This window comes from Achromobacter sp. (genome assembly GCF_057314935.1).
In genome coordinates this window covers 1-13,394 of the sequence record NZ_DBHKZA010000026.1, presented here as the reverse complement: position 1 = coordinate 13,394, position 13,394 = coordinate 1, and the positions used below count along the sequence as shown (strand labels likewise).

At 64.5% G+C, this 13,394-nt stretch carries 11 protein-coding genes and 1 pseudogene; 6 read left to right on the top strand and 6 right to left on the bottom strand.

Annotation, left to right across the window (positions count from 1 at the left end; translation table 11 throughout):
- Window positions 1-120: 120 nt before the first annotated feature.
- Genes gmk through ACO6D5_RS11930 form a run of 3 tightly spaced genes read left to right on the top strand, consistent with a single transcriptional unit; the run spans window position 121 to window position 3,318 of the window.
- Window positions 121-753 carry a guanylate kinase gene (gmk, locus tag ACO6D5_RS11940; RefSeq protein WP_315845835.1) on the top strand — a complete coding sequence of 211 codons (633 nt, stop codon included), beginning with the start codon at window positions 121-123 and terminating at the stop codon, window positions 751-753.
- A 44-nt stretch (window positions 754-797) separates the two neighbouring features.
- Complete coding sequence (gene rpoZ / locus ACO6D5_RS11935; protein ID WP_006219679.1) at window positions 798-1,001, top strand: DNA-directed RNA polymerase subunit omega; 204 nt, start codon at window positions 798-800, stop codon at window positions 999-1,001.
- 22 nt (window positions 1,002-1,023) lie between these two features.
- Window positions 1,024-3,318, top strand: a complete 2,295-nt coding sequence (locus tag ACO6D5_RS11930) for a RelA/SpoT family protein (protein ID WP_315845834.1) — start codon at window positions 1,024-1,026, stop codon at window positions 3,316-3,318.
- 62 nt (window positions 3,319-3,380) lie between these two features.
- Here ACO6D5_RS11930 and glnQ read toward each other — a convergent pair whose 3' ends face one another.
- The 3 genes from glnQ to glnH form a co-directional block, all read right to left on the bottom strand.
- Entirely contained in the window at window positions 3,381-4,109 is a 729-nt protein-coding gene (glnQ, locus tag ACO6D5_RS11925; RefSeq protein WP_315845833.1) for a glutamine ABC transporter ATP-binding protein GlnQ, read from the bottom strand.
- Window positions 4,106-4,762, bottom strand: a complete 657-nt coding sequence (gene glnP / locus ACO6D5_RS11920; RefSeq protein WP_315845832.1) for a glutamine ABC transporter permease GlnP — start codon at window positions 4,760-4,762, stop codon at window positions 4,106-4,108. The genes glnQ and glnP overlap by 4 nt, the downstream gene beginning before the upstream one ends.
- 160 nt (window positions 4,763-4,922) lie before the next feature.
- Window positions 4,923-5,675 carry a glutamine ABC transporter substrate-binding protein GlnH gene (gene glnH, locus ACO6D5_RS11915; RefSeq protein ID WP_006222243.1) on the bottom strand — a complete coding sequence of 251 codons (753 nt, stop codon included), beginning with the start codon at window positions 5,673-5,675 and terminating at the stop codon, window positions 4,923-4,925.
- Window positions 5,676-5,841: 166 nt separating this feature from the next.
- Here glnH and ACO6D5_RS11910 point away from each other — a divergent pair, with 166 nt between their 5' ends.
- Window positions 5,842-6,876 (top strand): C45 family autoproteolytic acyltransferase/hydrolase, encoded by a 1,035-nt coding sequence (locus tag ACO6D5_RS11910; RefSeq protein WP_485825499.1) that lies wholly within the window; start codon window positions 5,842-5,844, stop codon window positions 6,874-6,876.
- A gap of 25 nt (window positions 6,877-6,901) precedes the next feature.
- Here the strand turns inward: ACO6D5_RS11910 and ACO6D5_RS11905 are convergent, their stop codons facing one another.
- The 3 genes from ACO6D5_RS11905 to nudC all read right to left on the bottom strand — a co-directional run bounded on the left by ACO6D5_RS11905 (window position 6,902) and on the right by nudC (window position 12,027).
- Window positions 6,902-10,528, bottom strand: a complete 3,627-nt coding sequence (locus ACO6D5_RS11905; protein WP_485825498.1) for a hydantoinase B/oxoprolinase family protein — start codon at window positions 10,526-10,528, stop codon at window positions 6,902-6,904.
- 80 nt (window positions 10,529-10,608) lie between these two features.
- Window positions 10,609-11,118 (bottom strand): winged helix DNA-binding protein, encoded by a 510-nt coding sequence (locus ACO6D5_RS11900; RefSeq protein WP_315846830.1) that lies wholly within the window; start codon window positions 11,116-11,118, stop codon window positions 10,609-10,611.
- A 138-nt stretch (window positions 11,119-11,256) separates the two neighbouring features.
- The gene (nudC, locus tag ACO6D5_RS11895) at window positions 11,257-12,027 is read right to left on the bottom strand and encodes an NAD(+) diphosphatase (protein WP_485825497.1); all 771 of its coding nucleotides are present in this window, start codon (window positions 12,025-12,027) and stop codon (window positions 11,257-11,259) included.
- 278 nt (window positions 12,028-12,305) lie between these two features.
- On the opposite strand from nudC, the gene ACO6D5_RS11890 reads away from it, so the two are divergent.
- Both ACO6D5_RS11890 and ACO6D5_RS11885 read left to right on the top strand, forming a co-directional pair.
- Window positions 12,306-13,280 carry a TRAP transporter substrate-binding protein gene (locus tag ACO6D5_RS11890; protein WP_485825496.1) on the top strand — a complete coding sequence of 325 codons (975 nt, stop codon included), beginning with the start codon at window positions 12,306-12,308 and terminating at the stop codon, window positions 13,278-13,280.
- Between the two features lie 7 nt (window positions 13,281-13,287).
- Window positions 13,288-13,394 (top strand): annotated as a pseudogene (locus ACO6D5_RS11885) (TRAP transporter small permease); the annotation flags it as partial.

The window sequence follows — 13,394 nt, the reverse complement described above, 5'->3', positions numbered from 1 at the left end:
GCGCGCGCCGCGCAAGTGCGTGGCGCCCATCAATCGCGCGGCCCGGCAGCGGGTTTTCCCCCTGCCGGGCCGCGCGATTTGCTAGACTTCCGGTCTTAGCATCACACGCCGGTCATATTCATGCATTCCAATCCCGGAAACGTCTTCATGGTCGTCGCGCCCAGCGGCGCGGGCAAATCCAGCCTGGTCAAGGCCTTGCTCCAGCAAGACCCTTCCATCGAACTGTCCATTTCCTGCACCACGCGCGCGCCCCGCCCTGGCGAAGAAGACGGCCGTGAATACCGCTTCGTGACGCCTGACGACTTCAAGCGCATGCGCGACGATCAGAACCTGCTGGAATGGGCGGAAGTCCACGGCAATTTCTACGGCACGCCGCGCGACCGCATCGACGCCGCCACCCGCGAAGGCCGCGACGTCCTGCTCGAGATCGATTGGCAAGGCGCCCGCCAGGTCAAGCAACGTTTCCCCGGCGCAATCGGCATTTTCGTGCTGCCGCCGTCCATCGATGAACTCGAAAGCCGGCTCAAGGCGCGGGGCCAGGATGCGCCCCAGGTGATCGCACGCCGCCTCATGGCCGCGGGCGGCGAAATCGCCCACGCGCCTGAATGCGAATATGTTATTATTAATCAAGAATTTAGCGTAGCCTTGTCGGAACTGATACAAATCGTCAGTGCCGCGCGGCTGCGCTTTTCGTCTCAGGCCGCCCGCCACGCCCAGTTGTTCTCGCAACTTGGCATTCCGGCCGAGCACTGAGCCGAACGCATTCTCCCTATCATCCATCAGCACCAGGTGTCCTAATGGCTCGCATTACCGTCGAAGACTGTCTGAATCAAATCCCCAACCGTTTCAAGCTCACGCTGGCCGCGACGTATCGCGCTCGCGAGTTGGCCCAGGGCCATGCCCCGCGCCTGGACAGCAAAGACAAGCCCACGGTCACTGCACTGCGCGAAATCGCGGGCGGCCTAACCGGCGTGGAAATGCTGCGTAAAGTTCCCACCTGATAGTCTCCGGGGGGCGGCAAGCATGGCTTTTCCCGGGCTGAAGTACGCTTCATCTGGTCTGCTTGCCGCACTACGTGCCGGCTCCCGTCTTGGGCGCCGCACGGGCAAGAAAGACAAAAAACTCTCTACGCCACCGTCCGTCGCCGCGCAAGAAGCGGCGGACGCAACCGCCTCGCCGGTTGCTTCGCTGGCACCGCTGACCGAAATCATCGGCAGCTATCTCGACAAAAAAGATGTAGAGCGCGTGCGCGAAGCCTATCGCTTCGCGGACCAGGCGCATCTGGGCCAGTTCCGCGCCAGCGGTTCGCCCTATATCTCGCATCCGATCGCCGTCACTGAAATCTGCGCAGGCTGGAAGCTCGACGTCAACGCGTTGTCGGCCGCTCTGCTGCACGACGTGATGGAAGACCAGGGCATCGCCAAGCACGAACTGGCCGAGAAATTCGGGCCGGAAGTCGCCGAACTGGTCGATGGCCTGTCCAAGCTGGACCGCCTGGACTTCGCCACCAAGGCTGAACAACAGGCCGAGAGCTTCCGCAAGATGTTGCTGGCGATGGCGCGCGACGTGCGCGTCATCCTCATCAAGCTGGCCGACCGCCTGCACAACATGCGCACGCTGGACGCGGTCAATCCCGAAAAGCGCCGGCGCATCGCGCGCGAAACGCTCGACATCTACGCGCCCATCGCGCACCGCCTGGGCCTGAACCTGCTGTTCCGCGAATTGCAGGATCTGTGTTTCGCGGCCATGTACCCGAACCGCTACCAGGTGCTGTACAAGGCCGTGCTGGCAGCGCGCGGCAACCGCCGCGAAGTCATCACGAAGATCGCCGATTCGGTCCGGGCCTCGCTGCCCGCCGCCGGCATCGAAGCGGAAGTCACCGGCCGCGAGAAAACGCTCTATGGCATCTATCGCAAGATGGTCGACCAGAAGAAGTCGTTTTCCGACGTCCTGGACATCTACGGCTTTCGCGTCATCGTCCATACCCTGCCCGAGTGCTATCTGGCGCTGGGCACCTTGCACCAGCTGTATCGCCCGGTGCCCGGCAAGTTCAAGGACTACATCGCCATTCCCAAAGTGAACGGCTACCAGTCCTTGCACACGACGCTGGTGGGTCCTTACGGCACGCCGGTGGAATTCCAGTTCCGCACGCGCGACATGCATCATGTGGCCGAGGAAGGCGTGGCGTCGCACTGGCTCTACAAGGGCGCCGACCTGACCCTGAACGACCTGCAGAAGCGCACCCACCAATGGTTGCAGTCGCTGCTGGACATCCAGAGCCAGACCGGCGATTCCGGTGAATTCCTGGAGCACGTCAAGGTCGACCTGTTCCCGGATGCGGTGTACGTGTTCACGCCCCGCGGCAAGATCATTTCCCTGCCCCGCGGCGCGACGCCGGTGGACTTCGCCTACGCGATCCACACCGACATCGGCAACCAGGCCGTGGCCGCCAAGGTCAACGGCGAATTCGTGCCGTTGCGCACCGAGTTGAACAGCGGCGACACAGTGGAAATCGTGACGTCGCCCGCATCGCGCCCCAATGCGCAATGGCTCAACTACGTGCGCACGGGCCGCGCCCGCTCCGAAATCCGCCATTACCTTCGCACGGTCAAGTACGAAGAATCGGTGGCCTTCGGCGAACGCCTGCTTGGCCAGGCGATGCAAGAGCTGCACATGCCGATGCCCGCGACCGACGACCCGGCCTGGCAGAAACTGGCGCGCAGCACCGGCGCCAGTTCGCGCGAAGAAATCCTGGCCGATATCGGATTGGGCAAGCGCCTGGCGGCCGTGGTCGCGCGCCGCTTTGCGCCGGAACACCAGCTGGTCGCCACCACCGCCGCCGCGGTTGACGAGCTGACTTCGGCGCGCAGCGCCCCCATCCTGATCCAGGGCAACGAAGGCCAGGCGGTGCAGTTGGCGCCTTGTTGCGGCCCGCTGCCCGGCGACCCGATCGTGGCAGGCATGCGGATGGGGCATGGGCTGGTGGTGCATACCGCCGACTGCCCCGTCGCCATGCGCCAGCGCCTGCGCGAGCCGGAACGCTGGATCAATGTGGGCTGGGATGCGCACACGGCCAAGCACCTGGCTACCCGCCTGGACATCGTCACCCGCAATGAACGCGGCGTGCTGGGGCGCCTGGCGGCCGAAGTCACGGCCGCCGACGCCAACATCATGCACGTCACGATGCACGACGACGCGGTGTCCACGGTGTCTTTGCATCTGACGATCCAGGTCGACAGCCGCAAGCATCTGGCCCAGGTCATCCGCGCCATCCGCCACGTGCCCCAGGTGCAGAAAATCGTCCGGGTAAAGGGATAAGCCCCTTGTCCAGGCGTAGAAAAGCCGGCGCTTGCGCCGGCTTTTTTTTCGTCCAGAGCAGTTCACGCCACGTGCTGCAGGAAATCCTTCAAGCGCTGGCTGGGCGGGTTGCTCAGCAATTCCGCCGGCGGACCGTCATGCGCGATCTTGCCGGCGTCGATGAAGATCAAGCGGCTGCCGACCTTGCGCGCGAATTCCATTTCATGCGTGACGACCACCATCGTCATGCCCTCTTCCGCCAGGTCGCGCATCACCTTCAGCACTTCATGGCGCAGCTCCGGATCCAGCGCGGACGTCGGTTCGTCGAACAACATGAGCTTGGGCTTGATGGCCAGCGCGCGGGCAATGGCCACGCGCTGCTGCTGGCCGCCGGACAACTCCGCCGGATAGTGGTGCATGCGTTCGCCCAACCCCACCTTGTCCAGCAGTTCCTCGGCCAACTTGCGCGCTTCGCCCCGGCTTTGCCCGCGCGTATGCACCGGGCCGAACATGACGTTCTCCAGCGCGGTCATCTGCGGAAACAGGTTGAACTGCTGGAACACCATGCCGGCCTCTCGGCGGATCTCGCGCACCTGGGCAGAATCGCCCTTCACGCTCAGCCCGTCGACCAGCAGGTCGCCGCCATTGATCGTTTCCAGCACGTTGATGCAGCGCAGGAACGTGGACTTGCCCGACCCCGACGGCCCGACCACCACCACGACCTCGCCCGCGTCGATGTTCAGCGAGATGCCGTTGAGCACCATGGATTCGCCGAAGTTCTTGGTGACGTTATGAAATTCAACCATGCTCATAGTATGCGCATCCTCTTTTCCACCAGGTGCAGTCCCAACGCCATCAAGCCGGTCAGGATCAGGTAGACGATCGCGACGGCCGACCAGATTTCAACGGCGCGGAAGTTGCTGGCCATGATTTCCTGGCCCTGGCGCGTCAGCTCCGCCACGCCGATCACGATGAACAGCGAGGAATCCTTCAGGCTGATGATGCACTGGTTGCCCAACGGCGGGATCATGCGGCGAAACGCCACGGGCCCGATGATATGGAACAGGATCTTGTGGAACGGCAGGCCCATTGCCTGGCCCGCTTCCTTCAGGCCCTTGTGCACCGACAGCAGCGCGCCGCGCACGATCTCGGAAATGTAGGCGCCTGAGTTGATGATGAGCGTGACGATGGCCGCCCACTCCGCATCCACGCGGATGTTGGCCAGCAGCGGCAAGGCGAAGTAGATGAACATCACCTGCACGACGATCGGCGTGCCGCGGATGACCGCCACATAGACCTGCGCGATGGCCGACAGGACCGGATGTCCGTAAGCCCGCGTCACGCCCGATAGCGCGCCCAGCAGGAAACCGCCGAACAAGCCCCAGAACGTGATCTTGATGGTCATCAGCGTACCCTCAAGCAGATTGGGTAACGCGTCTCGAATTACACCCCAGTCAAACTCCACGATATTCCCCCTATGGCGCCATCTTGCGCCGCATCATGGTGGGACCTGCCAGCCGGCGGAAACGGCACGGGGCCGTCCGCCGGGGCCCGGCGTTCCGCTCGGGAACGTCCGGAGCCCGTTGCCGGCAGGCGGCCCCGAATGCAAAGCGGCTCTGCGTCAATTACGGCTTCTTGCCGAACCACTTCTCGTAGATGGCGTCGTACTGGCCGTTGGCCTTCAGGGTGGCCAGCGCCTTGTTCACCTGCGGGACCAGTTCGCTGCCCTTGGGGAAGGCGATGCCGTAGAAGTCCCCGCTCTTGACCGAGCCGACCACCTTCACGCGGCCCTTGCCGGCCGTATTGGCGTAGTACTGGACGTTGGGCGTATCGTGCACGGCGGCGTCCACGCGGCCCGTGGCCAGCTCGAGGTAGGCGTTGTCGATGTTGGGGAACAGCTTGAGCTTGGCGTCCGGCACCTGCGCCTTCAGGAAGTCCACCGTGGCGGTGCCGGTCTTGACCGCGACGGTCTTGCCGGCCAGGGACTTGGCGTCCTTGATGTCGGTGTTCTTCTCGCCGACCAGGATGGCCAGGCCGCTTTCATAGTAGGGGTCAGAGAAGTCGATGACCTTCTTGCGGTCGTCGCGGATCGTGATGCCCGCCAGCGCGGCGTCGATGTTCTTCGTTTGCAGGCCCGGGATGATGCCGTTGAAGTCCATCGGCTGCAGCTTGTACTTCAGGTTGAGTTCCTTGGCGACCGCTGCCCAAAGATCCACGTCGAACCCCACGTAGGTATTACCCTGCTTGAATTCGAACGGCACGAAAGCGGTATCGGTGGCCACCACCAATTCCTTGCCTTGGGCCTGCGCGCCGGAGACGGCGCCGAACATGGCCACGGACAGGCCGACCAAGGCGGCGGCGACTTTACGTTTGATCATGAAACTCTCCTCTTGGGGACCGTCGGCACCCCGGGGTTGTTGTAGGGGCATGATTCCTGGGCTACGCCGGGGTCTCCGGTGCAACTTATTGGGGATCTTAACGCATCCGTCCCCACCGCAGAGAGCTTAGAAAAATTACAATCCCCATGACACCCGGAGAATCCCCATGCCCTACAAATATGTACGCATTGCCGGAAATCGGCGCCAGGTTGGTCAGGCGCTGGGCAAACTTGCCCGCCCCCTCATGTCGGCGTATTTGAATCAAAGCGGCACCTGGGAAGCCCTGCGCCCCTGGCGCGGGCACGCCTATGTCGCCGAGCTTGGGCAACAGGCCCGGACGGCGCTGCCGCAGATCTGGGAAGAGCTTGAAGGGTTGGCCGACGGGCTGCGCATGCCGGTCGAAGACGTGCTGCTGTGGAACTGCCGCGGCGACCTGCTGCACAGCACGGGCGACGGTTGCACCTCGGTCGCCCTGAGGGCGGCGGACGGCTCGCGCTGGATCGGCCACAACGAAGACGGCGACCCCTATCTATACGGGCGCTGCCACCTGGTGGACGTGGCCCTGGACGACGCGCCGGGCTATCTCAGTTTCTATTACCCCGGCTCGCTGCCGGGACATACCTTTGGGGCAAACCGGGCCGGACTGGTGCAAACGATCAACAACCTGCGCACCCGCCAACGGCATGCCGGCGTGCCGCGCATGCTGCTGGCGCGCGCGGTGCTGGATTGCGCGACGCTGGACGAAGCCACCGACCTGCTGCGCGACACGCCGCGCGCCGGCGGCTTTCACCATACGCTGGGCAGCGCATCCGATCCGCGCCTGATCAGCGCCGAGGTCACGCCCGGCGCGGTCTCCTTCCTGGAGATCGGCACCCGCTACGGCCACGCCAACCATATGGTGCACCGCGAGACCCGCGGGCAGCCGCAAGTCATCACTGAATCGTCGCGCGAACGCCAGAACCGGATCGACGGCATCGTGGACGGCTGGTCGCCCGAGACCGGCAGCGCGGACGTGCTGGCCGCGCTGCACGACACGTTGGGCGCCCTGCCCATCCTGCGCACGGACGCCAAAGACCCCGACGGCGAAAACACCCTGGCCACCGCTGTCTTCGAAATCCGGGACGAGGAAGTGGCCTTGCGGGTGTACGACCGCAAGAGCAAGGCCGATATCGCATTGGACGTGATGTCCGACCCCGATTGACCGGAGCCGGACATCGCCGGCGGCCTTACGGCGCGCCGTAACCGCCCCCGCCCGGCGTTTCCACGACGAACACATCGCCCGGATGCAACTGGGCGCTGTCTTGCGGGCCAAGCTCCTGGATGGAACCGTCGACGCGCTCGACCGTGTTGCGGCCCATGGCCCCCGGTTGCCCGCCCGCCAGGCCGAACGGCGCGAACCGCCGGTTGTTGGACAGGATCGCCGCCGTCATGGCTTCCAGGAAGCGAATGCGGCGCACGCCGCCTTCGCCGCCCGGATAGCGGCCGGCGCCGCCCGAGCCCTTGCGGATCTCGTAGGACTCCAGCCTGACGGGGAACCGGAACTCCAGCACTTCGGGATCCGTCAGGCGCGAATTGGTCATGTGCGCCTGCACCACGGACGTGCCCGCGAAGCCCTCGTCATGCGGACCCGCGGCATCGATGCGCACCGGACCTGCGCCCGTGCCGCCCGAGATGGTCTCGTAGTACTGGTGGCGGGCATTGCCGAACGTGAAGTTGTTCATCGTGCCCTGGCTGGCCGCCAGCACCCCCAGCGCGCCGTACAGCGCGTTGACGATGCACATGGACGTCTCGACGTTGCCCGCCACCACCGACGCCGGCGGATTCGGACGCAGCATCGATCCTTCCGGCACGATGATGGACAGCGGCACGAGGCAGCCGTCGTTCAGCGGAATGTCGTCGTTGACCATGGTGCGGAACACGTACAGCACGGCCGCCACGGCGATCGCTCCGGGCGCATTGAAGTTGTTGTCCAACTGCGCCGACGTGCCGGTGAAATCCACCACGGCGCTGCGCGCTTCGGTATCCACCTTGACCGCCACGCGGATGACCGCGCCGTTGTCCAGCGGATACTCGTAGCTGCCGTCCTTCAGGACCGAAATCACGCGGCGGACCGCCTCTTCGGCGTTGTCCTGCACGTGGCCCATGTAGGCGCGCACGACGTCCAGCCCGAAGTGATCGCACATGCGCAGCAGTTCCTGCACGCCCTTTTCGTTGGCGGCGATCTGCGCGTGCATGTCGGCGATGTTCTGATCCGGATTGCGCGCGGGCCAGCGGCCCGAGCCCAGGATGTCGCGGGCGGCCTGTTCGCGGAATTCCCCGTTCTTCACCAACTGGAAGTTGGTGAACAGCACGCCTTCGTCTTCCACCGTCTTGGAATCCGGCGGCATCGACCCGGGCGTCGTGCCGCCGATATCGGCGTGGTGCCCGCGTGACCCGACATAGAACAGGATTTGGCGCCCGTCATGGTCGAACACCGGGGTGATCACGGTGACGTCCGGCAAGTGCGTGCCGCCGTGGTAAGGATCGTTCACGACATAGGCGTCGCCCGGCATCATGCGCCCGGCGTTCGCATTCATGACCGTGCGCACGGATTCGCCCATCGATCCCAGGTGCACCGGCATGTGGGGCGCATTGGCGATCAGGCGCGCCTGTGCATCGAAAATGGCGCAGGAGAAATCCAGCCGTTCCTTGATATTGACCGAATAGGCCGTGTTCTGCAGCCGATAGCCCATCTGCTCGGCGATCGACATGAACAGGTTGTTGAACACCTCCAACATGACCGGGTCGGCCTGCGTGCCGACCACACGGCGTTCCTTGCGGACTTCGACGCGCCGGATCACGAAATGGTCCTGCAGGGTCAGCTCGGCCTGCCAGCCGGGTTCGACCACGGTGGTCTGGTTGGGCTCGGAGATGATGGCGGGGCCCGCCACCACGTCGCCGCCTGCCATGTCTTCGCGCACGTACAAGGGCGTGTCGCGCCAGGCGCCGGCGCTGTACATGCCGACCACGCGACGCGGGGCCAGCGCGCCTTCGCGCGTGCGCGACACCGGCGCTTCGCCGACGCGCTCGCCCCCGCCCGTGGCTTCCACCGAGATGGTTTCCACCACCAGTTCGCGGTTGGGCATCAGGAAGGAATAGCGTTGGCGATACGCCGCTTCGAAGTCGCTGCGCGCCTGCTCCAGGTCCGAGAACGCGACTTCCAGCGCAGTGTCGGTGCCGCGGTACTTCAGATGCAGCCGGCGCTGGACGCTGATGTCGCCCTCAGGCACGTGCTGACGGCGAAGTTCGCCCACGGCTTGCCCGGCCAGCTCATCCAATTCGTCTTGCAGCTGGCCCATCAGGCCCGCTTCCAGCACCTTTTCAACGGTCTTCTGACGCATGTCGGTCTGGTCGGCCAGCCCCATGCCGTAGGCCGACAGCACGCCGCCCAGCGGGTGTGCGAACACCGTGGTCATACCCAGGGCATCGGCCACCAGGCAGGCATGCTGGCCGCCCGCGCCGCCGAACACGGTCAGCGCGTATTCCGTCACGTCGTGGCCGCGCTGCACCGAAATGCGCTTGATGGCTTCGGCCATATTGCCCACGGCGATCTCGAGAAAGCCCTCGGCCAATTGCTCGGGCGACATCTCGCGGCCGGTCGCGGCGCGCACCTCGTCGGACATGGCCGTGAAGCGCGCGACGACGGCATCGCGGTCCAGCGCTTCATTGGCCTCGGGGCCGAATACTTTCGGAAAGAAGTCCGGCTGGATCTTGCCCAGCAGCACGTTGCAGTCAGTCACGGCCAGCGGGCCGCCGCGGCGATAGCAGGCGGGTCCGGGATTGGCGCCCGCGGAATCGGGGCCCACGCGCAAACGCGCGCCGTCGAAATGCAGGATCGACCCGCCGCCCGCCGCCACCGTGTGGATGCTCATCATGGGCGCGCGCATGCGCACGCCCGCCACCTGCGTTTCGAACTCGCGCTCGAACTCGCCCGCGTAATGGGACACGTCGGTCGAGGTGCCGCCCATGTCGAAGCCGATCACCTTCGGGAAGCCGGCGATTTCGCTGGTGCGCACCATGCCGACGATCCCGCCGGCCGGGCCGGACAGGATCGCGTCCTTGCCGCGGAAGCGGTGCGCGTCGGTCAGGCCGCCGCTGGATTGCATGAACATGAGGCGGATGCCCGGCAGTTCGCCGGCAACCTGGTCCACGTAGCGTTTCAGGATGGGAGACAGGTAAGCGTCCACCACCGTGGTGTCGCCGCGCGAGACGAACTTGATCAGCGGGCTGACCTCATGCGAAGCCGAAACCTGCGTGAACCCGATTTCGCGGGCGATGCGGGCGGCGCGCTGTTCGTGCGCGGTCGCGTGCCAGGCGTGCATGAACACGATCGCGACCGCGCGGATGCCGCTGTCATAGGCCGCTTGCATGTGTTGGCGCAGGCCGGCCTCGTCCAGGTCGCGGATGACCTCGCCGTCGGCCGCCACGCGTTCGTCGGCTTCAACGACGGACTCGTACAGCATTTCCGGCAGCATGACGTTGCGGTCGAACAGCCGCGGCCGGTTCTGGTATGCGATGCGCAGGCCGTCGCGAAAGCCCCGGGTCGTGACCAGCAACGTGCGTTCGCCCTTGCGTTCCAGCAAGGCGTTGGTCGCGACAGTGGTACCCATCTTCACGCATTCGACCTGCTCGACCGGCACGGGCTGCCCGGGCGCCACGCCCAGCAGCTTGCGGATGCCGGCGACGGCGGCGTCGCGGTACTGCTCGGGGTTCTCCGACAGCATCTTCGCGGTGGTGGTGGTGCCATCGGGGCGGCGGGCCACGATGTCGGTAAAGGTGCCCCCACGATCAATCCAGAATTGCCACTTCTTCATACATGTCCTTGAAAACGAACGGCCGCGGCGCGCATCGCCGCGGTCGGATTGCAGGAGACGGGGCCGAGCCCGAACGGGTATCAGAGAGAGGTTGCCGCGCGGGCCGCCTGGTCGTACAGGCCGGACAGCGCGCGCAAGGTGTGGGCCAATTGCCGGCTGAATTCCAGCCCGCCTCCGCCCGGCCCGTCCAGGCCGGCGGTGAGGCATTGTTCGCGGATCTCGCCGTAGCGCTTGAGGATGGCCGCGCCCTGGGGCGTGACGCTGTAGAAGACTTCCTTGCTGCTGCGCTCGCCTCGGACCACGCCCAGGCGATCTAGCTTCTTCAACGCGTAGCTGACGATGTGCGTGTCTTCGACGTTGAGCGTGAAGCAGATGTCGGCCAGCTTCTTGGGACGCTGCCGGTGGTAGACGTGATGGAAGACCATGACGTCGGTCGGCGTCAGCTCGGGCAGGCCGGCCGCTGCCATGCAGCGCACCGTCCAGCGGTCGAAGGCATGGCTGGCGATCATCAGGCCGAATTCGACTTCGGACAGGTCAGGCGCGCTGCCGCCGGCCAAATGGGCCGACGACGCGATCAGGGAAGAGCTCATGGAAGGCCCAAGCCAAATTAACTTGAGCGAAATACTAATAATTTATGGATAGTTCATCCATAAAAAATCACCATCAGGCTGCAGGAAACCCCCGTTTCGAGGGAAATCCCCTAGCGCCTGCCAACTGGATTCCGGAAATCAGGGCGCGGACCAGCCCATGGGCAGGTTGGCCCGGATCAACCAGCCCGCGATCGAAATGCGGGGCGCAATGTCGGGCATGGGGTCGCCCGGACCGAACCAGCGGGCGTCCGCGATCTCGTCTTCCTGCACCCGGATGTCGCCCGACACGTAGTCGGCCGTGAAGGCGACCATCAGCGAATGCGGGAACGGCCAGGGCTGGCTGCCGAAGTACTGCAGGTTGCCGACCTTCAGGCCGACTTCTTCGAAGACTTCGCGGTGCACGGTCTGTTCGATGCTTTCGCCCGGCTCGACGAAACCCGCCAGCGCCGTGTAGCGCGACGTAGCGGTGGTGGTGTGGCGGGCCAGCAGAATGCTGTCGCCCTTGCGGATCAGCACCATCATGGCGGGCGAAATACGCGGATAGGCCGAAAAGCCACAGGACGGGCAACGCAGGCAGAACTCGTGCGCGACGCGTTGGGCCGGCGTGCCGCAGACGCCGCAAAACCGGTGCGTGCGCGCCCACTCGGCGATTTGATAGGCCCGGCCCGCCAGCGCCATGCGCTCGTCGTCCAGCACGCCGAACAAGGAACGCAACTTCTTGAAGGCGTAGCCTTCGGGCGCTTCCAGGCCGGGATCGACATGGACGGTGCGGTACGGCGAATCGGGCGCGATCCACACCGGCTGCAGCGCCGTGGGCGGCACGCCGATCCGTTCGCATAACGCCGTGTCCGGCAACACGCTGGACGTCTCTTCGACCAGCAATTCATCACGGCGAAAAACGAAATTCACACAGGCCTCGGCACACGTTTTCAATAGCGCCATCTTAGAAGAAAAACGTGCCGCGAACGCGTCGCCCGATGCGCTTTCGCAACGATTGAAACTTCAACCATCCCCAACGGCCGTGCCTAGGATTAACCCGTAAAGCTACGTTTTTTCCGCGCGTTGTGACGGGGCGGCAACATAGAATGGCACGGCTTTTCAGCAGCGAGTCACGTTCGCCCGCTCTCTTTTTCGCAATGCCTATCGGGCACAACCCGTCTTCACCATTCGCAAAGAAGGACCACCCCATGTACAAGAAAATCTCGCTGCTGGCTGGCAGCATCATCCTGGCGTTCAGCGCGGGCGCCCAGGCGCAAACCAAGTGGGACCTGCCCAGCGCCTACCCGGCGAGCAACTTCCACGTTGAAAACCTGACGACCTTCATCAAGGACGTCGACACGCTGTCGCAAGGCAAGCTGAAGATCCAGTTGCACAACAACGCATCGTTGTACAAGGCCCCCGAGATCAAGCGCGCGGTGCAAGGCAACCAGGCGCAGATCGGTGAAATCCTGCTGACCAACTTCGCCAATGAAGACCCGATCTACGAACTGGACGGCCTGCCCTTCCTGGCCACCGGCTACGACGCCTCGTTCAAGCTGTACCAGGCGCAGAAGCCCTTCCTGGAGAAGAAGCTGGCCTCCCAGGGCATGACCCTGCTGTATGCCGTGGCATGGCCGCCCCAGGGCATCTTCGCCAACCGCGACATCAAGCAGATCAATGACATGAAGGGCCTGAAGTGGCGCGCGTACAGCCCGGTGACGGCCAAGATCGCCGAACTGGTGGGCGCCCAACCGGTCACCGTGCAGCAGGCTGAGCTTGCACAGGCGCTGGCCACCGGCGTGATCGATTCCTACATGTCGTCGGCATCCACCGGCTACGACACCAAGACGTACGAATACATCAAGAAATTCTACGACACCCAGGCCTGGTTGCCCAAGAACGCCATCATCGTGAACAAGAAGGCGTTCGAGGCGCTGGATCCGGCTACGCAAGACGCCTTGAAGAAAGCTGGCGCGCAGGCCGAGGAACGCGGCTGGAAGTTGTCGCAGGAAAAGAACAAGTGGTACCAGGAAGAATTGGCCAAGAACGGCATGGAGACCATCAAGCCTACCGTAGAGCTGAAGGAAGGCCTGTCGGTGATCGGCAAACGCATGCTGGATGACTGGCTGAAGAAGGCGGGCGCTGACGGCCAAGCCATGATCGACGCCTACAGGAAGCAGTGATACCGTTATGCGCCGCTTTCTAGATGGTCTTTACGGCGCGGCCGGCCTGTTGGCCGGCTTGTGCACGATCGGCGTGCTGGTGTCGGTACTGGCGGCGATCATCGCCCGCCAGCT

What these genes read in the sequence shown, in the direction of transcription:
- gmk (WP_315845835.1), top strand. Translation starts at nt 121, where the DNA reads ATGCATTCCAATCCCGGAAACGTCTTCATGGTCGTCGCGCCCAGCGGC.
- rpoZ (WP_006219679.1), top strand. Translation starts at nt 798, where the DNA reads ATGGCTCGCATTACCGTCGAAGACTGTCTGAATCAAATCCCCAACCGT.
- ACO6D5_RS11930 (WP_315845834.1), top strand. Translation starts at nt 1,024, where the DNA reads ATGGCTTTTCCCGGGCTGAAGTACGCTTCATCTGGTCTGCTTGCCGCA.
- glnQ (WP_315845833.1), bottom strand. Translation starts at nt 4,109, where the DNA reads ATGAGCATGGTTGAATTTCATAACGTCACCAAGAACTTCGGCGAATCC.
- glnH (WP_006222243.1), bottom strand. Translation starts at nt 5,675, where the DNA reads ATGATCAAACGTAAAGTCGCCGCCGCCTTGGTCGGCCTGTCCGTGGCC.
- ACO6D5_RS11910 (WP_485825499.1), top strand. Translation starts at nt 5,842, where the DNA reads ATGCCCTACAAATATGTACGCATTGCCGGAAATCGGCGCCAGGTTGGT.
- ACO6D5_RS11905 (WP_485825498.1), bottom strand. Translation starts at nt 10,528, where the DNA reads ATGAAGAAGTGGCAATTCTGGATTGATCGTGGGGGCACCTTTACCGAC.
- ACO6D5_RS11900 (WP_315846830.1), bottom strand. Translation starts at nt 11,118, where the DNA reads ATGAGCTCTTCCCTGATCGCGTCGTCGGCCCATTTGGCCGGCGGCAGC.
- ACO6D5_RS11890 (WP_485825496.1), top strand. Translation starts at nt 12,306, where the DNA reads ATGTACAAGAAAATCTCGCTGCTGGCTGGCAGCATCATCCTGGCGTTC.